Origin of the sequence: Streptococcus sp. HMSC065E03 (assembly GCF_001815045.1) — a bacterium.
Taxonomy (GTDB): Bacteria; Bacillota; Bacilli; order Lactobacillales; family Streptococcaceae; genus Streptococcus; species Streptococcus parasanguinis_AD.
Window position 1 is genome coordinate 19,263 of record NZ_KV818854.1, and the last position, 21,602, is coordinate 40,864.

Here is a 21,602-nt window from a genome sequence, read left to right on the forward strand (position 1 = left end):
TAAAGAACTTTTTTAAAAAAGGAAAAGAAAGAAAATGACTAAACGCGCACTAATTAGTGTTTCAGACAAAGTGGGCATCGTTGAATTTGCCCAAGAACTCAAAAAACTAGGTTGGGACATCATCTCAACAGGTGGGACTAAAGTTGCCCTTGACAATGCTGGGGTAGACACTATCGCCATCGATGATGTGACTGGTTTCCCAGAAATGATGGACGGTCGTGTGAAGACTCTTCATCCAAATATCCACGGTGGTCTCCTCGCTCGTCGTGACCTCGATAGCCACCTAGAGGCTGCTAAGGACAACAAGATTGAGTTGATCGACCTTGTGGTGGTCAACCTTTACCCATTCAAGGAAACCATCCTTAAACCAGACGTGACATACGCGGATGCGGTTGAAAACATCGATATTGGTGGGCCGTCTATGCTTCGTTCAGCAGCTAAAAACCACGCTAGTGTAACAGTTGTGGTAGATCCGGCTGACTATGCGGTTGTTTTGGACGAATTGGCAGCAAATGGTGAAACCTCTTACGAAACTCGTCAACGGTTGGCAGCGAAAGTCTTCCGTCATACAGCAGCCTATGATGCTTTGATCGCAGAATACTTCACTGCTCAAGTGGGTGAAGAAAAACCTGAAAAACTCACATTGACTTATGACCTTAAGCAACCAATGCGTTACGGTGAAAACCCTCAACAAGACGCAGACTTCTACCAAAAAGCTTTGCCAACGGATTACTCCATCGCTTCAGCGAAACAGTTGAACGGTAAAGAATTGTCCTTCAACAATATACGTGACGCGGATGCCGCTATCCGGATCATCCGTGATTTCAAAGACCGTCCAACCGTTGTGGCTCTTAAACACATGAACCCATGTGGGATTGGTCAAGCTGACGACATCGAAACAGCTTGGGACTACGCTTATGAGTCTGACCCAGTATCCATTTTCGGTGGGATCGTGGTTCTCAACCGTGAAGTAGATGCTGCGACAGCTCAAAAAATGCACGGTGTCTTCCTTGAAATCATCATTGCGCCAAGCTATACAGACGAAGCGCTTGAAATCTTGACAACCAAGAAGAAAAACTTGCGTATTCTTGAATTGCCATTTGACGCTCAAGATGCCAGCGAAGTGGAAGCAGAATACACCGGTGTTGTTGGTGGTCTCCTCGTTCAAAACCAAGACGTGGTGAAAGAAAGTCCAGCTGACTGGCAAGTGGTTACCAAACGCCAACCAACTGAGACAGAAGCGACAGCTCTTGAGTTTGCTTGGAAGGCTATCAAGTACGTCAAATCAAATGGGATCATCGTGACCAACGACCACATGACACTTGGTGTTGGCCCTGGTCAAACAAACCGTGTGGCTTCAGTTCGTATTGCTATTGACCAAGCTAAAGACCGTCTTGACGGCGCTGTTCTTGCTTCCGATGCCTTCTTCCCATTTGCGGATAATGTAGAAGAAATCGCCAAAGCAGGGATTAAAGCGATCATCCAACCGGGTGGATCAGTCCGTGACCAAGAGTCTATCGAAGCGGCTGATAAATATGGCTTGACCATGATCTTTACAGGAGTCAGACATTTTAGACATTAATCAAAAAGGCTGGGCAAAAAATGTCCAGCCTTTGATGTTTGATAGGAATAACTGCAAGACGCAGTGGTTGATTGGTATCTTTTTTCGCTTTTTAAGCTCCAAAGATAACCTAATGAAGGAAACAAAGTTTCCTTTATCCACAACCTTCAACAGTCTCCCAGACTGTTGAAGCTGTGCGGGGTGGGAAGATTGAAAAGGTTTGGGGAACCTTTTCAACCTTTTTTAAATAGTCTGAGTTCTTTCCCACTCCCTTTCTGCTGGTTATGAAGACCTTAATCTGGGTAGATGTAGGTGACGGTTCCCCAGATGGGGTTGGTTGGATCGAACCAACCACGGAAGTTGTCGATATAGCGATGGCCGTTGTAGTTAGCCTCTTGGATCTGAATTTTTTGGTCATGTTCGACGTCTGTAACCAAGGCAACATGGCCATATCCCCCATTGTCCCAACAGGCGATGGCACCGACCTCTGGAGTGTCTCCTGTCCGGAATCCCGCAGCGCGTGCGCTAGCTGCCCACATGCCGCCATTTCCCCACCAGTTGTGGGCCCAAGGGGCTAATTCTTTGGCTCCCCAGGTGCACTCACCAATGGGGTAGGTGTTTCCCGGATGTGTCGCGAGTGGAGTGAGCTTTGGCTTTGCCTTTTCTACTTGAAATGTAGTGGGGAATAGCCCTTTTAGTTGTCCCTGGCTTTTCTGATAGACATGTAGGTGAAATAGCCCGCTTCCCTTGTGTTTTTGAGCTTGAAAGCGCAGTTGGAAATGTCCAGGTGCGACCTTCTTTGCTGGATACCAGACCAGATCATCTTGCCCATTTTCTTCAGACCAGATGGGGAAGACAATCTCGTCAACGTCTTCGAACAACTTTAGGTCTACCTCAAATTCTTGTGAGGAGATGGGTGTGATCGTAATCTTGGGTTGGGAGGAAGCCAGGTCTTTTTGCTGGACGCTGGTCGTGAGAGGGTAAAGGCCGGTTAGCTGTTCATTTGCCTCCACCCCATAGACATGGACATGATAAAGTCCGGCTTGATCAGAATGATTGGTCAATGGCACTTGTAGGTCAAATCCCTTGTCACTGCGTTCTACAGGATACCAAATCAGGTCATCTTGGCCATTTTGGTCAGACCAGACGGGAACTTGGATCTTTTGATACTTATCCGGGACGTTTCCAAGATGAATCATCAGCTGCCCTTTTTCGGCATAGATAGCATTGGTCGCTTGATCTGCATGAGCAATAGAGGCTTGCATCCCCCATGTCGCACAAGTCAGTACGACAAATTTTTTGATTGTTTGCATAATACTCCTTTTCGTCAATTAGTAGGTCTCACCTATACTATTCGGAAAAAAATGAGAAATAGGAGAAAATAGCAAAAAATGTTTGGATTCTACTGGAAATAGGAGACTTTTGCTGAAATCATTAGAATAAAACGAACGATTATGATATAATTTAATAAAATAATTCGCAAAAGAGGTTCGAGATGAAACTTTTGGTTGTTGGTTCTGGTGGTCGTGAACATGCGATTGCCAAGAAATTATTGGAGTCTAAGGACGTTGAGCAAGTTTTCGTGGCTCCTGGTAATGACGGGATGACATTGGACGGTCTTGATTTAATCAATATCGGAATTTCCGAACATTCTAAGCTGATTGACTTCGCAAAAGTCAACGATATTGCTTGGACCTTCATCGGTCCAGATGATGCCCTTGCAGCTGGTATCGTGGATGATTTCAATGCAGCTGGTCTTAAGGCATTTGGTCCGACCAAGGCTGCGGCTGAGCTGGAGTGGTCTAAGGATTTTGCTAAGGAAATCATGGTCAAGTACGACGTTCCGACAGCAGCCTATGGCACATTTTCAGATTTCGAGGAAGCCAAGGCCTACATCGAAGAAAAAGGTGCTCCAATCGTGGTCAAGGCAGACGGTTTGGCCCTTGGGAAAGGTGTCGTCGTTGCGGAAACGGTTGAGCAAGCCGTCGAAGCTGCTCACGAGATGCTTTTGGACAATAAATTCGGTGATTCAGGTGCGCGTGTGGTCATCGAGGAATTCCTTGACGGGGAAGAGTTCTCTCTCTTTGCCTTTGTCAATGGGGACAAGTTCTACATCATGCCAACAGCTCAGGACCACAAACGTGCCTACGATGGTGACAAGGGTCCTAACACTGGTGGAATGGGTGCCTATGCGCCAGTTCCTCACTTGCCACAGAGCGTGGTTGACACAGCGGTTGACACCATTGTCAAGCCAGTTCTTGAAGGCATGATCAAAGAAGGGCGTCCGTACCTAGGTGTCCTTTACGCGGGGCTAATCTTGACAGCTGATGGACCGAAAGTCATCGAGTTCAACGCTCGTTTTGGAGATCCTGAAACGCAAATCATCTTGCCTCGTTTGACATCTGACTTTGCGCAAAATATCACTGACATTTTGGATAGCAAAGAGCCAGCCATCACTTGGATGGACAAGGGTGTGACACTTGGTGTGGTTGTAGCCTCAAACGGCTACCCACTGGCTTATGAGAAGGGTGTCAAGCTTCCAGCCAAGACAGAAGGCGACATCATCACTTACTATGCTGGTGCCAAATTCGCTGAAAATGGCCAAGACCTCCTCTCAAACGGCGGACGTGTTTACATGTTTGTCACAACAGCAGACACCGTCAAAGACTGCCAAAACATTATCTACAACCAACTCAACAAACAAAACACAGAAGGTCTGTTCTATCGTACGGATATCGGTAGCAAGGCGATAAAAGATTAACAGATACTAACTTTGTCATGGCGAGCGAAAGCGAGCATTATCAAAAAAAGAAAAAGGATTAAAAATGAAACCAGTAATTTCCATTATCATGGGCTCAAAATCCGACTGGGCAACCATGCAAAAAGCAGCTGAAGTCCTCGATAACTTCGGCGTCGCTTACGAAAAGAAAGTTGTTTCCGCCCATAGGACGCCTGACCTCATGTTCAAACACGCCGAAGAAGCACGTAGCCGTGGCATCAAGGTCATCATCGCGGGTGCAGGTGGCGCAGCTCACTTGCCAGGGATGGTCGCAGCTAAAACGACCCTTCCGGTTATCGGCGTACCCGTCAAATCACGTGCCCTTAGCGGTGTAGATTCACTTTATTCCATCGTTCAGATGCCAGGTGGAGTGCCTGTCGCAACTATGGCGATCGGTGAAGCAGGTGCGACTAACGCGGCCCTCTTTGCCCTCCGCCTTCTTTCGGTAGAGGACCAGGCTATTGCGACAGCGTTAGCGGATTTCGCAGAAGAACAAGGAAAAATCGCAGAGGAGTCTACAAATGAGCTCAACTAAAACCATTGGGATTATCGGTGGTGGCCAGCTCGGTCAGATGATGGCAATCTCAGCTATCTACATGGGGCACAAGGTTATCGCACTGGATCCAGCAGCTGATTGCCCAGCCTCCCGTGTGGCAGAAATCATTGTGGCCCCTTACGACGACGTAGATGCCCTTCGTCAGTTGGCAGACCGTTGTGATGTTCTTACTTATGAGTTTGAAAATGTCGATGCTGACGGTCTTGATGCTGTTATCAAGGATGGTCAGCTTCCACAAGGGACAGACCTACTCCGCATCTCTCAAAATCGAATCTTTGAGAAGGACTTTCTTTCTAACAAGGCCCAAGTCACTGTAGCACCATATAAGGTCGTAACTTCTGGCAAAGACTTGGCAGATATCGACCTCTCGAAAAACTATGTCCTCAAGACGGCGACAGGTGGTTACGATGGCCATGGTCAGAAGGTCATTCGTTCAGAAGCAGATTTGGAAGAAGCCTATGCACTAGCTGATTCAGCAGACTGCGTTTTGGAAGAGTTCGTCAACTTTGACCTTGAAATTTCGGTCATCGTGTCAGGTAACGGCAAGGATGTGACAGTCTTCCCTGTTCAGGAAAATATCCACCGCAACAACATTCTTTCAAAAACCATTGTGCCTGCTCGCATTTCAGAAAGTCTAGCTGAAAAAGCCAAAGTCATGGCAGTACGAATCGCAGAACAACTGAATCTCTCTGGTACACTTTGTGTAGAAATGTTTGCGACAGCTGATGATATCATCGTTAACGAAATCGCGCCACGTCCCCACAATTCAGGGCACTATTCGATTGAAGCTTGCGACTTCTCCCAGTTTGATACTCATATCTTGGGCATTCTCGGAGCCCCACTTCCTGCTATTCACCTTCATGCGCCTGCTGTCATGCTCAATGTTCTCGGCCAACATGTCGAGGCTGCTGAAACATATGTGACAGAAAATCCAAGCGCTCACCTCCACTTATATGGTAAACTAGAAGCAAAGCACAACCGAAAAATGGGACATGTGACTTTGTTTAGTGATGATCCGGATAAGGTTGAGGAGTTTGGAAAAGGGATTGATTTTTAAAATGACAGAAGAATTTGATGAATTGATAGATGATGAAATAACGACCGTAACACTGACTTATACGGACGATTTGATTGTTCCAGAGATTGCGGATAGAGAGGGGATTCATATTTTAGAAAGAGCTGGCAATCAGCTAGTCTTAGAATATTCTTGTTCCGTGAAGGAAGTTAAGGATTATCTGAGTAGTTACGGCCTGCCTAGACAACCTGAGAGAATTTCATTTGAATTTTCTATACATGAAGACTCAGAAAATGATAATCTTTAAAGCTAAATGGAGACCAGTTTATGATTCAAATTATTGTCAACGCATTGTTAAACAAGAGAAGCAGATAACTACTGCTGGAAAGGAATTGATTTTTAAGTGAGAATAGCGATTCTAGGACTTGGAGTCATCGGGACCACTTATGCCTATGCCTTTCAAAAAGCAGGCCATCAAGTGGAACACGTACTGAGAGACAGTAAGAAAGGCACGGCTCCGAAGGAGTTGTCGGTTGATCTGCTAGATGGTCGCTATCATTCCAAGGGTGAAAACAAGCATGATACCTATGAGGTTCATGTGGCGGAAGCTGATTCGGAATACGATTTTATTTTTCTCAGTGTACGTCATGGGTTTGTCAAAGAAGCTGTGGAAACCTTGCGAAAAAATAATATCAAAGGCACTCTCGTTTTCTTCTGTAATTTTTGGGATACTCGAAAAGATGTCCAAGAGTGGGCAGGAAATTACGACTATATTCTAGCCTTTCCGACAGCGGGTGGTTGCATGCAGGAAGATCATTTGGATGGTGTCTTGTTTGACCATTTAATGCTAGAAGGTGAGCAAAAAGCACACATTTCTAACTATTCTGATTTGACGACTTTGCTGACTTCTGCAGATTTGAAGTGGGAAGTTCCTCATGATATGGTTGAGTGGATTTGGATTCACATGGCGATTAATGCGGGTGTTACTTCGACAGCTGCTCGTTCAGGGAATCTGGAAAATCCAGAAGAATTGGCTTTGAACTTGATGAATAGTTCTTCAGAATTGTCATTGGCCATCAAGGCCATTCGAGAAGCCTTGAAAGTCGTAGAAGCGCGTGGGGTGAATTTGAAGCTTTACAAAGCCGAACTCTTGCCATACAAAATTCCCGCTTGGATAGCCGGCAAAGCCATGAAAGTCATGTTTGCGAAAAATGAGCTGACACGAAAAATCATGACCTTACACAATGATAAACAGGACATCTTCTATTGTTGTCAAAGTGTCTATCAGACCGGTCAGGAATTAGGTGTTGAGATGCCCATTCTTGAAGCAAATATGAAGGGCATTTCGATTTAGGAGGTTTTATGATTCAACTCATTGTCAATGCTTTTGTTGAGAAGGACAAGACTGGAGCAGTCGTTGAAGTCTTGTATGCGAGTAGCGATCACGAAAAAGTGAAAGCTAAGTATGAAGAGCTGACTGCTCAATATCCTGAAAACTATTTAGCTATCTATGATGTCCCACTGGATACGGATTTGAATACACTCGATCACTATCCATCTGTGTGGATCGGGAAAGAAGAATTTGAGTAAAGCGACTGTCGGTTGCTAACTGATGTAAAACATCAAAAGAAAGGAAAATTAAACATGATTGATAGATATAGCCGCCCAGAAATGGCGAACATTTGGACTGAAGAAAATAAATACCGTGCCTGGCTTGAGGTGGAAATCTTGGCAGACGAAGCCTGGGCTGAATTGGGAGAAATTCCTAAGGAAGATGTGGCTTTGATTCGTGAAAAAGCGGACTTTGACATCGACCGTATTTTGGAAATCGAGCAGCAAACTCGTCACGATGTGGTTGCTTTCACACGTGCGGTTTCTGAAACGCTTGGTGAAGAACGTAAGTGGGTTCACTATGGTTTGACTTCTACTGACGTGGTAGATACGGCCTATGGTTACCTCTACAAACAAGCCAACGACATCATCCGCAAGGACCTTGAAAACTTCCTCAACATCATCGCTGACAAAGCGAAAGAACACAAGTTCACTATCATGATGGGGCGTACTCATGGTGTGCACGCTGAGCCGACAACTTTTGGTCTTAAATTGGCGACTTGGTACAGCGAAATGAAGCGCAATATCGAGCGTTTCGAGCATGCGGCTGCTGGCGTGGAAGCTGGTAAGATTTCTGGTGCGGTTGGGAACTTTGCCAACATCCCACCATTCGTTGAAAAATACGTCTGCGATAAATTGGGTATCCGTGCTCAAGAAATCTCTACACAGGTCCTTCCTCGTGACCTTCATGCTGAGTACTTTGCAGTTCTTGCGAGCATCGCAACTTCTATCGAGCGGATGGCAACTGAAATCCGTGGTCTTCAAAAATCTGAACAACGTGAAGTGGAAGAATTCTTTGCCAAAGGTCAAAAAGGATCTTCAGCAATGCCTCACAAACGGAATCCTATCGGTTCTGAAAACATGACCGGTCTTGCGCGTGTTATCCGTGGTCACATGGTCACAGCTTATGAAAACGTAGCCCTTTGGCATGAACGTGATATCTCTCACTCATCAGCTGAGCGTATCATTGCACCAGACACAACCATCTTGATTGACTACATGCTCAACCGTTTCGGAAATATCGTTAAGAACTTGACGGTCTTCCCAGAAAACATGATCCGCAACATGAACTCTACATTTGGTTTGATCTTCAGCCAACGTGCCATGTTGACTTTGATTGAAAAAGGCATGACACGTGAGCAAGCTTACGACCTTGTTCAACCGAAGACTGCTCAATCATGGGATAACCAAGTAGACTTCAAACCACTTCTTGAAGCAGATCCAGAAGTGACTTCTCGTCTCACTCAAGAAGAAATCGACGAAATCTTCAACCCAAGCTACTACACCAAACGGGTGGATGAAATTTTTGAACGCATCGGTTTGGGTGACTAATCGCAACGAAAAAGGGAATTTGAAAAATAGACGAAAGAGGCTGGGACAAAAGTCCTAGCCTCTCAATTATTTTTGGATTGTCGAGCAAGATGCAGTGGTTGATGGGCTCTACTACGCTGATTTCATCAGCTTTTACAGCCCTACTCAACTGTGCGAGGGTGGGAAGACGAACTCTTTTTTACTAGTCGGAGTTCTTTCCCACTCCCTTTTTTAAACTTTTTATAGCTAAACTATCACTAATTATATATATTTTTAAAGAGGTCTTTAGAAATCGTTTTCAACATGCTATACTGGAGCTATAAAAAAGACCGAGATGTCTCAGTCTTTTTGGTTCTTAGTGATCGCGGTCACAGGAGATGAACTTGATCTTGTAGTAGTCACCGCGTTTATAGGTTTCCGTGTATTCAAGGATTTGGCCAGTCGCTTCTAGCTTGGTCGTCTTCACTTGTTTGACCGTTGGGAAATTTTCGTCGATCTTCAATACTTTAGCAACCTTGCTTGGTGTAGGAAAGACGATTTCGTTGACTTCTTCGAAGTGTTCATCATTCATATGAATGTGGTAGTCTTCTTTGAAGCGATCATAGATAGAGCTATAGTATTCCAAATTTGGATAGTTTGGATTGATGTATTGTTCAGGAATATAGGTTTGGTGGAAGATATAGGTATCATCCCCTGTCTGGCGAGTCCGTTCGATCTTATAGTAGAATTGCGTTGGGTTGAGGCCTAGTTTGTCTAGGATGCTTAAGGTATTTCCACGTTTAATAGAGAGAACTTTGACTTTGGCCTTTTGGATTGGGAAGGTCTCAACATCTGAAAATTCAACCAGTTTGTGTTTTCGAGCACGAGAAACAAAGGTTCCTTTTCCTTGCTGACGGACAATGTAGCCATCAGCAGCGAGGTCGTTCAAAGCACGGACAACGGTGATAGAGCTGACATCATAAATTTTAATGAGTTCAGCTTCAGTATAAAATTTATCTCCATTTTCAAATTTTCCGGAGATAATTTGCTGCTTCAATTCATCTTTGATGTGTTGGTACTTTGGAATTGCCATAGTGCTACCTCTCTTTAGATTTCTCTTATTTAACCCTATTTTAACATATTTTTTATAAAAGTGTTGACATTTTTTAAATAATTTATTATATTAATAAATGAAAAGGGTTACATATAAGAAAGGGGGGCGTTTATGGGAGTTTTTGAGATTCGCGATGCTTTCTATTTAAAAGATCAACCCTTCAAGATTTTATCCGGAGCGATCCATTATTTCCGAATTGACCCAGCAGACTGGTATCATTCCTTGTATAATCTAAAGGCATTGGGGTTCAACACGGTTGAAACCTATGTCCCTTGGAATGCGCATGAACCCCGCAAAGGGCAGTTTGACTTTAGTGGTCGATTGGATCTAGAGCGTTTCATTCAAACAGCCCAATCCCTTGGACTTTACATGATTGTAAGGCCGTCGCCCTTTATCTGTGCAGAGTGGGAATTTGGTGGATTACCAGCCTGGCTCTTGGAAGAAGACCTGCGAATCCGCTCATCAGACCCAGCCTTTATCGAAGCAGTGGATCGTTATTATGATCGCTTGCTTGGGTTGTTAACACCCTACCAAGTGGATCAGGGTGGTCCAATCCTCATGATGCAGGTGGAAAATGAGTACGGCTCTTATGGAGAAGACAAGGATTATCTTCGTGCCATTCGGGATTTGATGAAGGAAAAAGGCGTGACCTGTCCTCTCTTTACATCAGATGGACCATGGCGAGCAACGCTAAGAACAGGAACCTTGATCGAAGAAGATCTCTTCGTGACGGGAAACTTCGGTTCCAAAGCAGCCTATAACTTCGGTCAGATGCAAGAATTCTTTGACGAATACGGCAAGAAATGGCCCTTGATGTGTATGGAATTCTGGGATGGCTGGTTTACCCGCTGGAAGGAACCTGTGATTCAAAGGGACCCAGAGGAGTTGGCAGAAGCTGTCCATGAGGTCTTGGAGCTTGGTTCCATCAACCTCTATATGTTTCATGGCGGAACCAATTTCGGCTTCATGAATGGTTGCTCAGCTCGGGGAACGCTCGACTTGCCACAGGTGACGTCCTATGACTATGGGGCTTTGCTCAATGAGCAGGGAAATCCGACGGAGAAGTATTATGCTATTCAAAAAATGATGGCGACCTATTATCCGGAATACCCACAGCAGGAACCGCTCATCAAAGAGTGTTTGCCAGAACAAACCTTGCAACTGTCAGCCAAGACTAGTCTTTTTGGAAATCTGGACAATCTGGCTCAGGTCGAGACCAGCCTTTATCCTGAAAAGATGGAAGAGTTGGGGCAAACCACAGGTTATCTCCTATATGAGACAGACCTTGAGTTGGATGCGGAAGAAGAAAAACTGCGCATCATTGATGGTCGGGATCGGGTACAGATTTACCTGGATGATCAACATGTAGCAACACAATACCAAACAGAGATCGGTGAAGATCTTTTTATCAAAGGAAAAAAGAAAGCGGTTACGAATTTAAAAATCTTGCTTGAGAATATGGGACGTGTCAACTACGGGCACAAGCTCTTAGCTGATAGCCAGCACAAGGGCATTCGCACAGGTGTCTGTGTAGATTTGCACTTCCATCTTCATTGGAAGCAGTACCCACTGGATTTACAAGATCTCAGTCAGCTCGATTTTTCAAAGGAATGGCAGGCAGGTGCTCCAGCATTTTACCGATATGATTTTCAGCTGGACCACACCCTTGATACTTATCTGGATATGACAGGATTTGGGAAAGGGGTCGTCTTTGTCAACGGCCACAACCTTGGTCGTTTCTGGGAGGTCGGACCGACCACTTCACTTTACGTGCCTCATGGTTTCCTCAAAGAAGGAGCCAATAGCCTGATCGTCTTTGAGACAGAAGGGCGTTACCAAGAGACACTTCAACTTGTTCAACAACCTACATTCAAAGAAGTAAAGGGGGAAAACTTATGACTATTGTAGGATGCCGTATCGATGGACGTTTGATCCACGGGCAGGTAGCCAATCTTTGGACTACCAAACTAAATGTTTCACGTATCATGGTGATCGATGATGAAGTCGCTCAAAATGATATCGAAAAAAGTGGCTTGAAACTAGCGACACCACCTGGTGTTAAGCTTAGTATCTTGCCAGTCGCAAAGGCTGCGGAAAATATCTTGGCTGGAAAATATGATAGCCAACGACTCTTTATCGTAGCTCGCAAACCAGATCGTTTCCTTCGTTTGATCGAAGCAGGCGTTCAGCTTGAAACACTAAATGTCGGCAATATGTCTCAATCCGATGAGACGCGTGCGATTACCCGCTCGATCAATGTGGTGGACGCGGACGTGGAAGACTTTAACAAGATCCACGAAAAAGGTGTGAAGATTACGTCTCAGATGGTGCCAAACGACACTGCAGAAGACTTTATGAAGTTATTAAAGTAAAAGAAAATTTTTAGGAGGAAATTGTCATGATACAATGGTGGCAAATTTTACTACTTACTTTGTACTCAGCTTATCAAATCTGTGATGAGTTGACGATTGTTTCATCAGCAGGATCACCAGTCTTTGCTGGTTTCATTACAGGACTTGTCATGGGGGATTTAAAGACAGGTCTCTTTATCGGAGCTTCTCTTCAATTGACAGTGCTCGGTGTAGGTACTTTCGGTGGAGCTTCTCGTATTGACGCAACATCTGGTGCCGTTCTTGCGACTGCCTTCTCAGTAGCAAAAGGGATTGATCCAGAGATTGCTATTGCTACAATCGCTGTGCCGGTAGCAACTTTGTTGACCTACTTTGATATTCTTGGTCGTATGACTACAACTTACTTCGCTCACCGTGTAGATGCTGCGATCGAACGTTACGACTATAAAGGAATTGAACGCAACTACCTTCTTGGTGCTGTTCCTTGGGCTCTTTCTCGTGCCCTTCCAGTCTTCTTGGCTCTTGCATTTGGTGGTTCTTTCGTAGAAACTGTTGTTACAGGTCTTGCTAATGTACAATGGTTGGCAAACGGTCTGAAACTCGCAGGTCAAATGCTTCCAGGTCTTGGATTTGCGATCTTGCTTCGTTACCTTCCTGTTCGTCGTAACCTTCACTATCTTGCACTTGGTTTTGGCTTAACAGCAATGTTGACAGTGCTTTATAGCAATGTTCAAAGCCTTGGTGCTGCAGTGTCTAGCATTGTTGGTTCTGATGTGTTCGCTAAACTTCCAAAAGAACAAGCTATTACTTTTGTTAACAACTTCAAGAGTGTATCTATGATTGGTATTGCCATTATCGGTATCTTCCTTGCAGTGCAACACTTCAAAAACAGCCAACGTACAGTCGTAGCTGCTCCAGCAAGCAATGTAGAAAGCGGGGAAATTGAAGATGACGAATTCTAATTACAAACTAACAAAAGAAGATTTTAAACAAATCAACAAACGTAGCCTCTTCACCTTCCAATTGGGTTGGAACTACGAACGGATGCAGGCTTCTGGTTACCTTTATATGCTTTTACCTCAGTTGCGTAAAATGTATGGTGATGGCACTCCAGAATTGAAAGAAATGATGAAATTGCATACGCAATTCTTCAATACTTCACCATTCTTCCACACCATTATCACTGGTTTTGACCTTGCTTTGGAAGAAAAAGATGGTGTCAAATCAAAAGATGCGGTGAACGGGATCAAGACAGGTCTCATGGGACCATTCGCTCCTCTTGGGGACTCAATCTTTGGATCATTGGTACCAGCTATTATGGGTTCAATCGCAGCAACTTTGGCTGTTGCAGGAAACCCAGCCGGTATCTTCTTGTGGATCGCTGTGGCAGTTGCTTATGACATTTTCCGTTGGAAACAGTTGGAATTTGCCTATAAAGAAGGGGTTAACCTCATCAACAACATGCAAAGTACCTTGACAGCTTTGATCGACGCAGCTGCCGTTCTGGGTATCTTCATGGTTGGTGCCTTGATTGCCAGCATGATTGGTGTTGAAGTTTCTTGGACTCCACACATTGGGGACAAAGCGATTGAAATTCAAGATATGCTCAACCTTATCTTCCCACGTTTGGTACCAGCTATCATCACAGGTGTAATCTACTGGTTGCTTGGACGTAAGGGTATGAACTCTACAAAAGCTATCTTGCTCATCATCCTTGCAGCAATCGCATTCTCAGCATTTGGCCACTTCTTCTTTGGAATGGCATAATGGAGTAAGGTATGGCAAAAGAGTTAGTATTGGTCAGTCATGGTCGCTTCTGTGAAGAGCTTAAAGCTAGCACAGAGATGATTATGGGACCACAAGAATCCATCCATACGGTTGCACTCTTACCAGAAGAAGGACCAGAAGACTTTACTGCTAAATTTGAAGCAACAGTCCAAGGTCTAGAAGACTATATTGTATTTGCCGATCTCTTGGGAGGAACTCCTTGCAACACCGTGAGCCGCTTGATCCTTGAAGGACGTGCGATTGACTTATACGCAGGGATGAATCTTCCGATGGTCATCGAGTTCATCAATAGTAGCCTGACTGGTAATGAAGGGGACTACTCTGAACGTGCAAAAGAAAGTATTGTCAAGGTCAATGACCTCTTGTCAAACCTTGATGATGATGAAGATGAGTAGGTTGGTATGGGAGTCTGGGAGCATCATCTCAGGCTCCTTTCCCATTTATCAACGTTAGATTGTAGAAAGGAACAACAGTTTCTATGTTAGACTATACAAAAGAAGACTTGCAGGAGCTAGGAGCAGAGATCACCACTCGTGAGATCTACCAACAACCAAGTGTTTGGAAAGAAACGGCTCACTTGTACCAAGAAAGAAAAGCGAAAATAAAAGCTTTCTTAGAAAAAATTGGGCAAGAGCATGACTATATCAAGGTCATCTTGACAGGGGCAGGGACCTCAGCCTATGTAGGGGATACCTTGGTTCCATATTTGCAGGAGGTGCACGATGAACGCCACTGGAATTTTCAATCCATTGCGACGACGGATATCGTAGCTCATCCTCAAACCTATTTGAAAAAAGAGGTTCCAACGGTTTTAGTATCTTTTGCCCGGAGTGGCAATTCGCCAGAAAGTGTCGCAACCGTGCAGTTAGCTCAAGACTTGGTTGATGAGCTCTATCAGATCACCATTACCTGTGCCGAAGAAGGGAAACTGGCCCAGCAAGCCCACGGAGATGAGCGCAATCTCTTGCTTCTCCAACCAAAAGAAACCAACGATGCTGGCTTTGCGATGACCTCTAGCTTTACCTCCATGCTCTTGACAGCTCTCTTGGTCTTTGATCCAAGCGAGGAAGAGATCAAGGAAAAACGAGTAGCAGAGCTGGTTCATCTATCCGAGCAAATCTTGGAGAAGGACCGTGAGGTCAAAGAAGTGGTTGATCTAGACTTTGAGCGCGTGATCTATCTGGGGGCAGGCCCTTTCTTTGGCCTAGCCCATGAAGCCCAGCTCAAGATTTTGGAATTAACAGCAGGCAAAATCGCAACCATGTATGAGAGTCCTGTCGGCTTCCGTCACGGTCCGAAATCCCTCATCAATGACCAGACCCTCGTTTTGGTCTTTGGATCCATTGATCCTTATACCCGACAGTATGATCTGGACTTGGTTCGAGAAGTTGCAGGGGATCAAATTGCTCGTCAAGTTGTCCTTTTGACCGATCAAGCTGCAGGGATCGAGCATGTACGAGAAGTGTTGGTGAAAGCATCAGCAGACTCACTAGATATCTACCGTGCCTTCCCTTATATTATCTACGGTCAATTGATTTCTCTTTTGACCTCACTCAAGGTGCAAAATCGCCCAGACACACCTTCACCGACTGGTACCGTCAATCGGGTTGTTCAAGGGGTGATCATTCATCCATTTCATAAAGAATAGCCACTAATTTTCTATAAAAAGTGGAGTGTTTCTTCTTGTGAAACTGATACAATGGAGAAAAACAGTGAGAGGAGAAGGTTAGTGAAACAGTATCAAGAAAGCGTGTTTGGGGAATGGCAGAATCAAGAGGTTCGGGCTTATCGCCTCGAAAATGATAAGGGCTACCAATTATCTGTCATGACCTATGGGGCGACGATTTTAGAATATGTGACACCTGATAAAGAAGACCAGTTTACGAATATTATTCTAGGCTTTGATCGCTTTGAGGACGATGTGGGCAATAGCCCTAAATATGGGGCTAGTATTGGCCCGGTAGCAGGCCGGATTGCAGGGGCAAGTTTTGAACTCAATGGTCAAACCTATCACTTGGAAGCCAATAACGGTGCCAACTGCAACCACAGTGGACCGACGGGTTGGGACAGTGCCTTGTTTAGCGTGGAGTCGGTAACGGATCAGGAAATCACTCTCTATACAGAACGGGCGGATGGAACCGGTGGTTTCCCTGGAAATCTCAAGATCTGGGTAACCTATGGTTTGACGGAAGATGGTGAACTCGAGATTGCTTATCGGGTAGAAACGGATCAGGATACCCTAGTCAATCCGACCAACCATAGCTACTTCAACCTATCTGGGAACTTCACCCAGCCGATCAATGACCATGTCTTTCAGATCAACCATCAAGGGCTTTACCCTATCCATCCAGACGGTGTTCCTCTTCAGACCGTGGATAGAGAAAGTCCGGTTGTTCAGCATCTCTACCAAGCCATGCTCTTGGAGGATCTTTTTAAGGACTCTGATCCGCAAATCCGTCTGGTAGAAGGATTAGACCATCCATTTGCTCTTCCAGAAGGGCATGAAAATGCTGGCTTTCTTTACCATCAGCCATCTGGACGTTTCTTGACCTTCAAGTCAGAAGCCCCAGCCTTGGTGGTGTATTCAGCCAATTTCGTAGACGAAACTGTTCATCTGCAAGGCCAACCAATGGTTCAGCACAATGGCTTGGCTCTAGAATTCCAAACAGTGCCAGATGCCATTCACAGTGACCAGGCTGAAAAGGTCATCTTGAGAGCGGGTCAAGTCTTCACCAGCAAGACCAGCTACCATGCCATCGCTAAGAAATAGATAAGAAAGAGAAGGTGACAAACAAGGATGGGAAATCTTTGCTTGGAACCTCCTCTTTTTTAGAAAAAAATTTTTTAAAAATGACTATAAGGAAACTTTAAGCTTCCCGTCGTATACTAATACCATCATCAAAGACCTCCTAACTTTGAATGATAAAACTCCTAAAACTTTTTCATAATAATCTCCCTATAAGAGCCACCAAAACCGGTGGCTTTTTTTCTACGGGAGTGAGATAGAACAATTTTTTAAAATTGCTTCGCTTCCTTATTTTTTGGCTTAGGTTGAAAAGGTTCCCCAAACCTTTTCAATTGTCTCACCCCCGCACAGTTGATTAGGTATTCTTTGGAGCTATAAGAGCGAACAAAGATACCAATCAACCACTGCGTTATGTATTTATTACTAAACTTAATTCATTGGACCAAACCTGACAAGGGAAGTATATAAGCTTAGGTACGTTCCTTATTACCTTTACGAGTATCAGCGAGTTTGGGTACGTTCCTTCCTAACCGAACCAAACCAAGGGTACTGAAGTATTTTAATAGAGTGGAGGTTCTGAAATTAATTTTTTTGTCATTTTTTTATACATGTGAAGGCTCCTTTCTATTCTGTTACTTTCTTGAATGTCATTTTCATTGTTGTTAAAACGCCACGCTCATTATTCCCTCTAGCGCTGATTACGAGGGTGTCCCCATCCAATTCATATTGATAAGTGATTGGACGATTTGGTTGCATGGTCAGTCCTAAAGAAAATGTCATAAGAAGAATTGGTGTTTCTTTAAAATTAATCGTTTTGTTACTTGTATCGACAGTCCCATCAGGAAGAGAGAAATCAAATTGGTTTGTTTCTTTGTCCATCTTGATTTGAGCCACTTTAAAAATTGGAATTGCTTTTTCATAGTCCTCGTATAAAACAGTTTTGAATTCTGATTTATCTGGGAAAGAATTTTTATAAGTATGTTCATACAGATTTTCGAAATAACGTGTGAAATTATAGCTATATTTTCTGAAATAACGAGTTGTGGTTTCTAGTCCTCTAAATCATCAATCGCATAAGCGTACTTTATTGGGTCGGAACCTCTTAGGACAAATGATTTTCTTAAAGTAGTCTTCACATCGGTCATTTCCCAAGTACCATCAAGCGTAATAGATTTTTCAGCAGTTGTTTCTTGTGAAGTCGTTGAGTTGTTTGTCGTTGAAGTAGAGCATCCTGCAAATAGGAGAGCACATAAGATCGTCAACGTACCCAGCCAATATTTTTTAGTCCAGTATTTCATAAAAGGACCTCCTAAAAGTTAATCGTTTTATGCTTATATCATATCTCTTTGTGATAAAAAACGCAAATTGCTTTTCGTAATACTATAAAGTGAAAATAGGACAACAAAAAAAGAATGTAGTAAAACTACATTCCTTTTTGTTTATCAGAGTTGTCTGGGTAAGTGGCCCTAGCGAATAGATTATTCCGCTACTTTTTTGAAACGCATCGTGAAGTAGCCAACAATCTTTTCTTCACCACTAAGTGTTTTAGGCTGTTCAAGAGTCAGTGTTAAAATTCCATCTTCAATGGAATATTTATAGCTTACTGGTTTTATGAATTTCTCATTGGAAAATGTTACTAAATCAATGAACATTGGCGCGTTCTTGAATTCAAACGTACCCGTGCTCTCGTTAATTGTAATTTCTTTTAAAGTTTGATGGATTTCATACTTTTCATCGTTGAATTCAAAGCTGAGGGGGCCTTTCATATTGTTATAAAGTTCTAGTTGCTTTTTCAAATCTTCATACTGATTTTTAATATATTGTTCTTTGGTCCCTTCGACACTCGCTAACTTTTGGGCTTTTCCGTAATCATAGAAGTTGCCGACAGCCACTTTAGTCGTAGCCGTTAGTTCGTATACAGCAGAATCTCCTGTAATCGTCAGTGTCGGTGTCACGTCCTTGAAGGCATCAGAATAAATGAGTCGGCGTGGAATTTCTTCTGAATCTAAGAAATCTTTATAACCTAAGCCGCGTTCGAGACTACTTCTGAAGTCGATTTGTTCCCATTTTCCTTCCAGTGGATTGGAAGGAGCAGTTGTTGTAGTAGTTGTTGTAGCGGTTTGGTTTCCGCAGCCGGCAAGCATTAAAAGAGAGCAGCCAGCAATGAATAATGGTTTTAAGTATTGTTTAAACATGGTCGCGTCTCCTTTCTATTTCTTTTCTGCACTTGGTACGCGTTTGAAAGTCAGTTCAAAATGAACAGGAAGATTATCCTTCGTCTTCATATCAGCGTAGATAATCAAGAAGCCATCTTTTACTTCATAATTGTATGTTACTGGATCGAATCTATGATCTTTACCCGCTGTCGTTAGAGGGAAGGAGTCAAGAATCATGAGCCCTTCGTCAAATTTGACAGTCTTCGCTTTTTCATCAATAGTTCCTGTAGCCTCGTAGCTATAAGTTCCAGTCGATGTATCCATTGATGCTTTATATTTCTTGAAGTTTTGCACGAACTCTGGTTGTCCGTTAATATAACGGTTAACAAATTCATCTTCTGTCATTTTTTTCTTATCCTTTGAAATCTCGTAGAATGCTTTTGCGAACTTCTTCGAGTCAAATTGATAGCTTAGCTTTGCGCTTGTGCCATCAACGGATAATTTCATCTTGAAGTCTTTAAAGGCTTCAATGAATTTCGCATAAGTATAACTTTTCATTCCTTTCGGGAAAAAGGCTTTTTGCAATGAATCGAGCTCGTATACGGATTCCCATTCACCAGCAATGGTTTCTACTTTTGGGGCTTCTGTTTGAGCGGCACTTTGAGAGTTGCTTTGTTTTTGAGAACAAGAAGCCAGTACGAAGACTGAGAATAGAGCAACGAATGCTAAAAATAATTTTTTATAATGTTTAAGCATCATCAGACCTCCTTGAAATAGATTGTTGTATTACGATTATATTATACGTGTAACATTATTATTTTGCAAGGGTTTTCAAGTGAATCATAATTTTGCTCTGTCATTTCACTGATTATTCAAAATGAGATGAGCAAAAATCTTCAGTGCAGATGGAGCAATACTTGAGATTCTTAAGAAGAATTGTGTGAGATAAGGTTCCTTAAGTCTATTAAAATACGAAGAACCTTTGGGTAATGGGAATGATACCTGAAGTATTTTAACAGAGCGTAAGCTCTTTATTTTTTTGCACAAAAAAAGCCCCTTGAGAAATTCTCAAGGAGCAGTGGAATGACTACTTGCTCGTTGCATCAGACATTTTTTTGAATTTTGCTGAAATAATCGTATTTAGATTATTATGTCCATCGCGTTGTTCAATCGTCAACGTTAAAATATCTCCATCAATAGAGTATTTATACGTAGTTTCTTTAGCGACAGGTCCAATGGACATGGTTGCAAGTTGCACAATGTTGATAGCTTCTGGGAAGATAATCGTTTGGTTTGCTGTATCTAATTTACCGTTCTTCAAAACAGAATGAATTTTAGCATTACCTCTATCAAATTCATAAGTTGTATTGGGCAAGTCCTTAGCGCCATCCTGTAGATTGACTGATAATTTAATAAATTGATTTTTAATATATTCGTCTTTCGTTTGAGTCACTTTAGATGCATCTTTTTGTTTTAAGTAATCGTAGAACCTTCCAAAACCATCTGCTAGAGATACAGTATAGTCGAATTCAACAGATGTACCTGTAATGTTCAACGTTGGTTTTAAATCTTTCCATGCCTCAGGATAGATCAGCTTGATAGCCGAATCATCATTGTCAAAATCTTTAAAGGCTAAGCTACGTTCAAGAGCTGGTCGGAAGTCGATGGCTTTCCATTTTCCTTCAATTGGAACGGGGTCTTTTTGAGTAGTGCTTCCTTTACGTTTGAAGTGTAGTTCATAGTGAACTGGAAGATTATTTTTCTTCGCTTTTCCGTCAATCGTGACATAAAGCATGTCGTCTTTTAATTTGTAGTGATATGTGTTTGGCGAAACGCGATTTTCACCGAATGAGAAGAAGAATGAGTTTGCTACTGAAAGTCCTTCATCAAAGGTCATTGTTTTGGCACCTTGATCAATAGAACCCGTTGCTTCGTAGCTAAACACGCCAGTATCTTTATTCATGTTGACTTTGTATTTCTTAAAGTCGCCTGCAAATCCTTCATGAGAGTCATACATGATTTTTTTGAATTCTTCTTCAGTCTTGCCTCTAGCGTCTGTTGTGACAGTGTAGAAAGCTTTAATAAAATTATCAATGTTATAGTCGTATTTAATCGTTGCTGTATTGTTTTCAATCTTCATGTCCATTTTGAAGTCTTTAACAGATTCAAGCAAGTGTGCAAAGTGGATTCCATGGAGGGTATAGGCACCGATGGATTCCGTTAAAGCATCGAGAGTATCGACTAATTCCCATTCGCCATCAATCGTTTCGACTTTTGCTGTTTCTGTTTTAGCAGCATTTTTAGAGCCACTTTGTTTTTGAGAACAAGAAGCTAGTAGGAAGACTGAGAGCAGAGCAATGAATGCTAAAAATAATTTTTTATAACGTCTAATCATCGCTAGACCTCCTTAAAATAGATGATTGAATTACGCTTATATTATACGTGCAACATAAATGTTTTGCAAGGGCTTTCAAACGAATCGCAATTTTGTTTTGTAACTTGACCGATTATTCAATATAAGAAACGGAAAAATTGTATGTAGCAGAGTATCCAATAGATGAAATTCCCAAGGCTTCCTAAATTATTTTTTTGCACACAAAAGAGGATGGGACAAAAGTCCTAGCCTCTCAATTAT

At 43.0% G+C, this 21,602-nt stretch carries 22 protein-coding genes; 15 read left to right on the forward strand and 7 right to left on the reverse strand.

The window, feature by feature from the left end; all coding sequences use genetic code 11:
• The first annotated feature begins 34 nt into the window (after positions 1-34).
• Positions 35-1,582: a bifunctional phosphoribosylaminoimidazolecarboxamide formyltransferase/IMP cyclohydrolase gene (purH, locus tag HMPREF3002_RS09945; RefSeq protein ID WP_070666613.1), complete on the forward strand. Its 1,548-nt coding sequence runs from the start codon at positions 35-37 to the stop codon at positions 1,580-1,582.
• Between the two features lie 272 nt (positions 1,583-1,854).
• On the opposite strand, the gene HMPREF3002_RS09950 is transcribed toward purH, so the two are convergent.
• Entirely contained in the window at positions 1,855-2,874 is a 1,020-nt protein-coding gene (locus tag HMPREF3002_RS09950; RefSeq protein WP_070666616.1) for a GBS Bsp-like repeat-containing protein, read from the reverse strand.
• 182 nt (positions 2,875-3,056) lie between these two features.
• Between HMPREF3002_RS09950 and purD the strand changes: the two genes are divergently transcribed.
• The 7 genes from purD to purB all read left to right on the forward strand — a co-directional run bounded on the left by purD (position 3,057) and on the right by purB (position 8,854).
• Complete coding sequence (purD, locus tag HMPREF3002_RS09955) at positions 3,057-4,322, forward strand: phosphoribosylamine--glycine ligase (RefSeq protein ID WP_070666619.1); 1,266 nt, start codon at positions 3,057-3,059, stop codon at positions 4,320-4,322.
• A gap of 64 nt (positions 4,323-4,386) precedes the next feature.
• Positions 4,387-4,875, forward strand: coding sequence for a 5-(carboxyamino)imidazole ribonucleotide mutase (gene purE / locus HMPREF3002_RS09960; protein WP_003015335.1), 489 nt, complete (start codon positions 4,387-4,389; stop codon positions 4,873-4,875).
• The gene (gene purK / locus HMPREF3002_RS09965) at positions 4,862-5,953 is read left to right on the forward strand and encodes a 5-(carboxyamino)imidazole ribonucleotide synthase (protein ID WP_070666621.1); all 1,092 of its coding nucleotides are present in this window, start codon (positions 4,862-4,864) and stop codon (positions 5,951-5,953) included. The genes purE and purK overlap by 14 nt, the downstream gene beginning before the upstream one ends.
• 1 nt (position 5,954) lies before the next feature.
• The gene (locus HMPREF3002_RS09970; protein WP_070666624.1) at positions 5,955-6,218 is read left to right on the forward strand and encodes a hypothetical protein; all 264 of its coding nucleotides are present in this window, start codon (positions 5,955-5,957) and stop codon (positions 6,216-6,218) included.
• A gap of 96 nt (positions 6,219-6,314) precedes the next feature.
• A complete protein-coding gene (locus tag HMPREF3002_RS09975) occupies positions 6,315-7,265 on the forward strand; it encodes a ketopantoate reductase family protein (protein WP_070666626.1) in 951 nt (316 codons plus the stop codon).
• A gap of 8 nt (positions 7,266-7,273) precedes the next feature.
• Positions 7,274-7,501, forward strand: a complete 228-nt coding sequence (locus tag HMPREF3002_RS09980; RefSeq protein WP_045613324.1) for a hypothetical protein — start codon at positions 7,274-7,276, stop codon at positions 7,499-7,501.
• Positions 7,502-7,555: 54 nt separating this feature from the next.
• Positions 7,556-8,854, forward strand: coding sequence for an adenylosuccinate lyase (gene purB / locus HMPREF3002_RS09985; protein ID WP_070666628.1), 1,299 nt, complete (start codon positions 7,556-7,558; stop codon positions 8,852-8,854).
• Between the two features lie 334 nt (positions 8,855-9,188).
• Here the strand turns inward: purB and HMPREF3002_RS09990 are convergent, their stop codons facing one another.
• Positions 9,189-9,905 (reverse strand): GntR family transcriptional regulator, encoded by a 717-nt coding sequence (locus HMPREF3002_RS09990; RefSeq protein WP_031572835.1) that lies wholly within the window; start codon positions 9,903-9,905, stop codon positions 9,189-9,191.
• Between the two features lie 132 nt (positions 9,906-10,037).
• On the opposite strand from HMPREF3002_RS09990, the gene HMPREF3002_RS09995 reads away from it, so the two are divergent.
• The 7 genes from HMPREF3002_RS09995 (at position 10,038) to HMPREF3002_RS10025 (ending at position 16,835) form a co-directional block, all read left to right on the forward strand.
• Positions 10,038-11,825, forward strand: coding sequence for a glycoside hydrolase family 35 protein (locus HMPREF3002_RS09995; RefSeq protein WP_070666632.1), 1,788 nt, complete (start codon positions 10,038-10,040; stop codon positions 11,823-11,825).
• Entirely contained in the window at positions 11,822-12,298 is a 477-nt protein-coding gene (locus HMPREF3002_RS10000) for a PTS sugar transporter subunit IIB (protein WP_003009322.1), read from the forward strand. The genes HMPREF3002_RS09995 and HMPREF3002_RS10000 overlap by 4 nt, the downstream gene beginning before the upstream one ends.
• Before the next feature lie 26 nt (positions 12,299-12,324).
• Positions 12,325-13,239: a PTS mannose/fructose/sorbose/N-acetylgalactosamine transporter subunit IIC gene (locus HMPREF3002_RS10005; RefSeq protein ID WP_023920053.1), complete on the forward strand. Its 915-nt coding sequence runs from the start codon at positions 12,325-12,327 to the stop codon at positions 13,237-13,239.
• Entirely contained in the window at positions 13,226-14,044 is an 819-nt protein-coding gene (locus HMPREF3002_RS10010; RefSeq protein ID WP_045760097.1) for a PTS system mannose/fructose/sorbose family transporter subunit IID, read from the forward strand. The genes HMPREF3002_RS10005 and HMPREF3002_RS10010 overlap by 14 nt, the downstream gene beginning before the upstream one ends.
• A gap of 11 nt (positions 14,045-14,055) precedes the next feature.
• On the forward strand, positions 14,056-14,460 hold the full coding sequence (locus tag HMPREF3002_RS10015; protein ID WP_003015322.1) for a PTS sugar transporter subunit IIA: 405 nt from the start codon (positions 14,056-14,058) through the stop codon (positions 14,458-14,460).
• An 83-nt stretch (positions 14,461-14,543) separates the two neighbouring features.
• Positions 14,544-15,713 (forward strand): SIS domain-containing protein, encoded by a 1,170-nt coding sequence (locus HMPREF3002_RS10020; RefSeq protein ID WP_070666635.1) that lies wholly within the window; start codon positions 14,544-14,546, stop codon positions 15,711-15,713.
• 81 nt (positions 15,714-15,794) lie between these two features.
• Positions 15,795-16,835 (forward strand): aldose epimerase family protein, encoded by a 1,041-nt coding sequence (locus tag HMPREF3002_RS10025; protein WP_070666637.1) that lies wholly within the window; start codon positions 15,795-15,797, stop codon positions 16,833-16,835.
• Positions 16,836-17,435: 600 nt separating this feature from the next.
• Here the strand turns inward: HMPREF3002_RS10025 and HMPREF3002_RS10030 are convergent.
• The 5 genes from HMPREF3002_RS10030 to HMPREF3002_RS10050 form a co-directional block, all read right to left on the reverse strand.
• Entirely contained in the window at positions 17,436-17,690 is a 255-nt protein-coding gene (locus HMPREF3002_RS10030; protein WP_037608216.1) for a hypothetical protein, read from the reverse strand.
• Between the two features lie 170 nt (positions 17,691-17,860).
• Positions 17,861-18,109 (reverse strand): hypothetical protein, encoded by a 249-nt coding sequence (locus HMPREF3002_RS10035; protein ID WP_003009342.1) that lies wholly within the window; start codon positions 18,107-18,109, stop codon positions 17,861-17,863.
• 180 nt (positions 18,110-18,289) lie between these two features.
• Complete coding sequence (locus HMPREF3002_RS10040) at positions 18,290-19,006, reverse strand: hypothetical protein (protein WP_070666640.1); 717 nt, start codon at positions 19,004-19,006, stop codon at positions 18,290-18,292.
• A gap of 15 nt (positions 19,007-19,021) precedes the next feature.
• On the reverse strand, positions 19,022-19,726 hold the full coding sequence (locus HMPREF3002_RS10045) for a hypothetical protein (protein ID WP_083312684.1): 705 nt from the start codon (positions 19,724-19,726) through the stop codon (positions 19,022-19,024).
• A 328-nt stretch (positions 19,727-20,054) separates the two neighbouring features.
• Complete coding sequence (locus HMPREF3002_RS10050) at positions 20,055-21,362, reverse strand: hypothetical protein (protein ID WP_070666643.1); 1,308 nt, start codon at positions 21,360-21,362, stop codon at positions 20,055-20,057.
• Between the last annotated feature and the right edge of the window lie 240 nt (positions 21,363-21,602).